Origin of the sequence: Mesorhizobium sp. M0047, assembly GCF_040323315.1 — a bacterium.
Taxonomy (GTDB): domain Bacteria; phylum Pseudomonadota; class Alphaproteobacteria; order Rhizobiales; family Rhizobiaceae; genus Mesorhizobium.
This window is the reverse complement of sequence record NZ_JAMYUW010000088.1, coordinates 1-6,952: the sequence shown is the minus strand read 5'-3', so window position 1 is coordinate 6,952 and position 6,952 is coordinate 1. Positions and strand designations below refer to the sequence as shown.

Sequence of the window (6,952 nt, the reverse complement as noted above, 5' to 3'; positions counted from 1 at the left end):
ACAAGTGCCCGAGAAGGCCAGCGCCGATGCAAGGTGACATCAAGATCGCGGCTGCTTACGAGTTTCGGGTTGTTCTACCTTGTTTCAGCGCATCATCTCCGAAAGAACGCTTGGCACGGCCTGCCAGGCTTCCCGACGGTTCTTCACGTCGCCAGTCAAACAAGAAAAGGGCCGCGAAACGTTCTGCCGACTGCCATTGCCAAACAAAGGAGTACTCATGTCCAAGAATCTGGTGGTCAGGCTGGACGACAAGCTGCGCGCGAAACGCGAAAGCTTTGACAAGATCCCCGTGATTGACATAGCGCCGCTACTCGATGGCAGCAACAACCAGAGAGTGGCGAAGGAGATACGTTGGGCGTTTTCGAACACAGGGTTCATGTACGTGAAGAACCATGGCATTCCCCAGCACCTCGTCGATGCGGTGTTCGATGTGAGCCGTCGGTTCTTTGATATGCCCATGTCGCAGAAGATGATGCTGCATGTTAGCAAATCCGATGTAGCCCTCCGCGGATACATTGAGCCGTTCGGGGAGAACACCGATCCGGGCAAGACGAAAGACCTGAAGGAGTGCTTTGACATCGGACCTGAGCGTTCGACGCTGGAAGGTCCGTTTTTTGGCCCCAACCAGTGGCCCTCAAGTCTGCCCGAGTTTCGGGAACTGACATCCGGATACCATCAAAAGATGGTGGACCTCGCGAAAAAACTGTTGAAGGGCATCGCGCTCAGTCTGGACCTGTCGGAAAGCTATTTCGAAAGCCTCATGCGGAACCCGATCAGCATTCAGCGCCTGCTTCACTACCCGCCGCAGAGTGGCTATATTGGCGAAGAGATCATTGGTATTGGTGCCCACACGGATTACGGCAATCTGACCATTCTGGCGCAGGACGATGTGGGTGGTCTTCAGGTCATGAACCGAGATGGCGATTGGGTTGAAGGCGTTCCGATCCACGGCACATTCGTAATCAACATCGGTGATCTGATTCAGCGCCTCACGAACGATCTCTATCTGGCGAACATGCACCGGGTGGTGAATACCTCGGGCCGCGAGCGATACTCAATCCCCTTTTTTATCGACGCTGATTTCAATGCTATTGTCGAACCATTGCCCTCATGTGTGACGGACAGCAACCCGCATCGCTACAAGCCGGTGAATTGCGGCGAGCACAAATTCGGGCGTTTCGCAGCAAGTTACGCTCACCTGGGCAAAACGTCGTGAGAGCGGACAGGCACTTATCACGTGACAGTGCCTGCTGCGCTTCTTCCGGAGAGCTACAACTATTCAAAAGTCTTTGGCGAGCCAGTCCGGAAACAGACGCGCTTTCGAATTGGCCCGCGGACGGACTGGAGACCACGGGGAGACAATACTTCGGACACGGTTGCGACGGCGGCGCGATCGTTGACAACGATAGAGCCTTCGACCGCGAGCGACCGTCAAGGATGCTGAGCCCCGATGATCTGCCGCGCAAACGGGTGGTGATTGCCGCGCGGTCGAACAGCCCGTGTTGGAGCTCGGCCAGTGACGATGCTTGGCGAGGACATCACAGTCTCTCCACGCTGGCAGACCAGGTCGGCCCTGTGCCGCGGTGCTGAAGCCGGCGCACGCGCTGATCGAGGCGCATGTGCTTGCCCCGCTTCTGCATGGTGACGGCACCACTGTGCCGATCCTGGCGAGCGGCAAAACCGATACCGGTCGCAGCTAGATGTTTAGTCCCGGCATTTGCTGGAGCGGATCGAGTTTGAAGCGTTCCGGTTGTGACGCCCACGCCTTGCAGATGAACTCGTAGGGCGTAAGGCCTTTGAGGGTCTTGAGCCTGCGACCGAAGTTGTAGGCCGAGATGAAGTCGGCAAGGTGCTGGCGGAGTTGGTCGTGGCTCTCGTAATAGAAACGCCTGACGGTTGCATCCTTGATAGTCAGGTTCATCCTCTCGACCTGGCCGTTGGTCCACGGATGCCTTGCCTTGGTCGTTCGGTGCTCGATGTCGTTCGTGGCGCAAGCGTATTCGAAGGCATGGGCCCAGAAGCGTTCGCCGTTTGCGATGGCCTCCTTGATCAATGGCACGGCCGAACCGCCGGCGCCGGGCGTCGTGAACTGGATACCGTTGTCGGTGAGGACAGTGTGGATCTTGTAGGGCACGGCCGCGATCAGGCGCAGTAGGAAGTCTCTCGATATGGCGGAGGTGGCCTTCTCATGCAGTTCGACGAAGGCGAATTTCGAGGTGCGGTCGATAGCGACGAACATGTGCAGCTTGCCCTGTTCTGTGCGCACCTCGGCGACGTCGATGTGGAAGCAGCCGATCGGATAGCTCTTGAACTTCTTCTTCGCCGGCTTGTCGCCTTCTACGTCCGGCAGGCGGCTGATGCCGTGGCGCTGCAGGCAGCGATGCAGTGATGAGCGCGTCAGGTGTGGGATCGTCGGTTGTAAGGCATAGAGGCAGTCATCGAGTGGCAACAGAGTGTAGCGCCGGAAGGCGACTATGACGGCCTCCTCCTCGGGCAAGAGCACTGTCGATCTAGGCTCTCTCGGACCGGTCGGCAAATCTGCCACCGAGGTCCGTTCCCGCCATTTGGCAACAGTCTTTTGGTTGATCCCGTAGCGCTTCGCCAGCGCCCTCAGGCTCTTTGACTATGCTGTATCGCTCGACGGACCGCCTCTGTCGTCGTGGCGCTCCCATGAAGAACCTGGCCCATAGCGCATCCCTTGATTCGGAGGACAAGGATGCCACATCAAAATCTGGGATCAAACATCTAGAGCACGTCCGGCTAATCCGGATGATATCCTGCGGCCTTGAAGTAGTTTTCGCACTCGGCGGGTGAGAAGAGCTCGACGATCGAACCGACGGCATCTCACAGGGCCTTGATGGTTCGCTCTGCTTTGGCGCGCAGAAGCCCCTTGAGTTTTGAGAAGGCATTCTCGATCGGGTTAAAGTCGGGGCTATATGGCGGCGGTACGTTGAGTGTCGCGCCGGCCTGCTCGATCGCGCCGCGGACACCGGCCGCCTTGTGCGCCGGCGGATTGTCCAGGATGACAATGTCGCCCGGCTTCAGGGTCGGGACGAGGACCTGCTCGACATAGGCGAGGAAGACGGCGCGTTCATGACGCCATCAAGCCGCAGCGCCCCGGCGAAGGTGGTGGTCTTCCAGTGACCATGAGGCACGCCTGCCCGGCAGCGCTCGCCGCGTGGGGCGCGGCCCAGCAGCCGCGCCATCTTGGTCGACCAGTCCGGTCTCATCAATGAAGACGAGCCGGGCAGGATCGAGATCGAGCTGGCCATCGAACGAGGCGCGGCGCCGCTTCAGGACGTCTGGACGATCCTGCTCCAGTATGTGCGGACTCTTCTTGAATGTCCAGCCGCGCCTGCAAGCCAGGCGCTCAATGCGCTGCGATCGATACGTGCCGACCGCTCGCTCGCAAGTCGCTCGACCATCTCGTTCAGTGTGATGTCCTTGCGCTCCTCGATCAGTCCGACGATGAAGGCTTCATGCGCATCGAGACTTGAACCCCGCCGCCAACCCTGCGCCCGAGGCGTTCGCTCGCCGATCTTGGCGCGCGCGATCCAGCGGATCGCAGTCGGTATCCCGACCCCCGAACCGGGCCGCCGCCTGCCGCGCAGACACGCCTTCGCTCGAAGCCTTCAAAACCCGCCAACGAAGATCGTCGCTCAGTGCTCTTGCCATCGTCCACCTCGTCAAATTGAACGTTGAATCAGCCGTGCAAGCCCGTGCCACTTCATAATCGATTCAACGATCGCCGGACATGCTCTAGGCCTATCTCCGAACTTGTCGCTCAATGGCGAACCGTGGCTGACTGCGGCGCGACAATGAAGCTGCGAGCGTGTCGTCAGAATTGTCGCGCCACAGCTGGCTGCGCTGACCAGCTTCAGATATAATCCAAGTGACTTATTCACACTCTCATACGGTGGCCGGATACCCCTTCGTCAATGTGACGATCCCGCGCATGTCTGTCCACAAAGCTTGGCCCCAAGCTGGACAAAAATGTCGGAAATCCGACGAAACGGTCGCCACGGCCTGGCCGTCGGTGTGGGTGAGTGGTGCGTAAAACGGTGCCCCAATTCGGCACGCAACTTGCGTGGGTCACGGCGGACGGCCGCAATCAGCCACGGAGGCCGGTGGTGATTGTTCAGTCTCTCAACTTTAACGCCTGTGAACTGGCGGCGTCGTTTAGGGGCAAGAGGACGACCTGGGTGCCCTGTTGTTTGGTTCGCGAGTGCCGATCGGATTGGCTTTTCAATGATTCGTCATCATTTTGATCTCCCGTCCCTGACTGCCCTTGAGGTATTCGAGGCATCGGCACGCCATCTCTCGATCAAGCTTGCGGCTTCCGAGTTAGGCGTGGCATCGGGAGAGATCAGTCGGCAGATCCAAGCCATTGAGGACGAGCTTGGCCTTTCGCTGTTTGTGAGGTCAGGAACTGGCGTGATGCTTACCAGCGCTGGCAAAGACCTGTACAGCGTGCTGGCAAGCGGTCTTTCCAAGGCGTCCGATGTCGTCAGGACCATCAAACGCGGCGGTCTTTCCCGGGATGTCACGATTGCCTCCACCGACGCGTTCGCGTCGATGTGGCTGATACCGCGCATGCCGCGCTTTTTGTCGCAGCATGATGATATCACAGTCGACCATCTGATTTCAGACAGTTCGCGCGACTATCGGCGCGCCGAAGTCGAGCTGCGCATCCGCTATGGCTGCGGCTCATGGCCTAACGAGGCAGCGGAACTCTTGTTTAGTGATGTCATCTACCCCGTCTGCGGTCCCGGCTTCGCCCAGGAGCACAGCGATGCGACCGCCAAGTGCTTGGCCGAATTGCCACTCCTGCACGTCGAAGGGATCCAATCCGGTTGGGCCGGCTGGGACGAGATCCTGCGCCGCGCCAAGATTCCACACGGCCCGCTTCGTGGCCATAGGTTCAGCAAGTTCTTCGTGGCTCTGCAAGCCGCCCAGGCTGATCAGGGTGTTGCCGTGGGCTGGGACCGGCTGGTGCGAACGTGGCTCGAAGAGGGCAAGCTCGTCAGGATTACCGACCTCAAGCTGGACGCCCGGGGAGGATACTATCTGACGTGGAACGACAACCGGACCGTATCGCCGGGGGCCGAGCGGCTGCGCGAGTGGTTGCGGAAGATCTCGGCCGAAGAGCGGAACGCTTGAAGTTAGAACTCGCCGGCGCGCCTCTGCATGGTCCAGAGGCATAGCGGTGCGGTTATCGGCATCACGGGTTCGGGACGACGTTTACTGGGGCGTGGAGTCATTCAGGGAATCCTCGATCTAGAATGGGAGCTTCGTTCCCGCTCCGCATTCCAGGACGGGATCAGGAAGAAATCCGATCAGTGCCGAGTGCCCTCGCCCCATGCCATACCGGGATCGCCGAAAATGACAGACGTTCGGCAGGCGAGAGACTTCTCGTTGCGATGGAAGCTTCGTGATCGAGACCGTCAGCTGGCCGGACGGCGCGCGGGCTCGTTTCCGAGGCCCAGATCTCCAGCTCCTGCACGAGGGACAGCATCTCGTCGGAATCACATGTGCGCAAGTCTGGCCACCCGCGCAAGCGACTCGCTGAAAATCGCCAAGGCTTCGTCGATGATCTCGTTCGATACAGTAAGCGGCGCAAGGACGCGGATGACGTTATGCGCGCGTCCGGCCGAGGCGAGCAGAAGACCGTGCAGCGCGGCGTCTTCCACGAACCTCGCCGTCAGCGCTGTCGCCGGGCGCTGTGACGTGGCATCGTCGACGAGTTCAACACCGATCATCGCGCCCAAACCTCGCACCTCGCCAATCATTGGGAAATTGGTCCCCAGGGTGAGGGAGCGGAAGCCGGTAGTGAGTCGCTCGCCGATTTCCATGCTACGGGCAGTCAGGTTCTCCTCCTCAAGCACGTTCAGGGCGGCAAGTGCGGCTGCGCATGCAAGGGGATTTCCCGCGTAGGTGCCTCCCAATCCGCCCGGCGGCACGGCGTCCATGATCACTGCCTTGCCGATGACAGCGGCGATTGGGAGTCCGCCACCGAAACTCTTTCCGAGCGCTACAAGATCCGGCTGAACCCCTGAATGCTCGATTGCGAAAACCCGGCCGGTGCGAGCGAAGCCGGACTGGACCTCATCCGCGATCAAGAGGATGCCGTGCGCGTCGCACAGAGCGCGCAGACCGCGTAGGAACGCCGGCGGCGCCGGCAGGAAACCATTTTCGCCCTGGACCGGCTCGATCACCATGGCTGCTACCTGGTCAGGTTCGATCTGCGTCTCGAACAGGTCTCGAAGCGCTTCAAGCGCCTCGTCTGCACTAGGGCCTCGATAGGTTGAAGGAAAGGGCGCGTGGTAGACATCGGCGGGGAAGGGGCCGAAGCCGCGCTTATATGGATCGAGCTGTGAGGTCATCGCAAGGGTCAATAACGTGCGTCCGTGAAAACCGCCGCTGAAGACGACGACACCCCTTCGACCCGAGTGGAAACGTGCGACCTTTACCGCGTTCTCCACCGCTTCTGCGCCAGTGGTGACAAGCAGGGTTTTCGCCGGCGAGGGAACCGGAGCTATTGCGTTGAGGCGTTCCGCGAGCCGCACGTAGCCGTCATAAGGAATGCTGCCGAAGAAGGTATGGGTGAAGCGCTGCAGTTGCGTTCTGACTGCATCAACCACCTGCGGATGCGAATGTCCGACCGCAAGCGCGCCCATTCCGCCGACGAAATCGATATATCGGCGGCCCTCCGTGTCCCAAATTTCCGCGCCTTGGGCGCGTTCCGCGCATACCGGAAACGCACACGCAACGCCACGCGGCAGCGCGCTCTCACGTCTCGCCTGGAGTTCCGCGCTCGATCGTGCCGTCATGCTGCAATACACTCCCCTGTACAAACACGCCTTGCATCGGCTGCCAGCTTCGCCAGTGAGATTTGCAGTAGCGTGGTCATGGCCGCTCCTCCTCTGGTGCGCTGGCCCTCTCGGGCACCTGG

Annotated in this window: 3 protein-coding genes and 3 pseudogenes; 3 read left to right on the top strand and 3 right to left on the bottom strand. The window is 60.1% G+C overall.

Going from position 1 to position 6,952, the window contains the following annotated elements:
• Positions 1-217 precede the first annotated feature (217 nt).
• Positions 218-1,216, top strand: a complete 999-nt coding sequence (locus NKJ89_RS35295; protein WP_352609025.1) for an isopenicillin N synthase family dioxygenase — start codon at positions 218-220, stop codon at positions 1,214-1,216.
• A gap of 191 nt (positions 1,217-1,407) precedes the next feature.
• Positions 1,408-1,694 (top strand): annotated as a pseudogene (locus NKJ89_RS35900) (hypothetical protein); the annotation flags it as partial.
• 2 nt (positions 1,695-1,696) lie between these two features.
• Here NKJ89_RS35900 and NKJ89_RS35285 read toward each other — a convergent pair.
• Positions 1,697-2,688 (bottom strand): annotated as a pseudogene (locus tag NKJ89_RS35285) (IS481 family transposase).
• Between the two features lie 72 nt (positions 2,689-2,760).
• Positions 2,761-3,675 (bottom strand): annotated as a pseudogene (locus NKJ89_RS35280) (IS630 family transposase).
• 573 nt (positions 3,676-4,248) lie between these two features.
• Between NKJ89_RS35280 and NKJ89_RS35275 the strand changes: the two are divergent.
• Positions 4,249-5,160, top strand: coding sequence for a LysR substrate-binding domain-containing protein (locus NKJ89_RS35275; RefSeq protein ID WP_352609024.1), 912 nt, complete (start codon positions 4,249-4,251; stop codon positions 5,158-5,160).
• Between the two features lie 365 nt (positions 5,161-5,525).
• On the opposite strand, the gene gabT is transcribed toward NKJ89_RS35275, so the two are convergent.
• Positions 5,526-6,830 carry a 4-aminobutyrate--2-oxoglutarate transaminase gene (gene gabT, locus NKJ89_RS35270; RefSeq protein WP_352609023.1) on the bottom strand — a complete coding sequence of 435 codons (1,305 nt, stop codon included), beginning with the start codon at positions 6,828-6,830 and terminating at the stop codon, positions 5,526-5,528.
• Between the last annotated feature and the right edge of the window lie 122 nt (positions 6,831-6,952).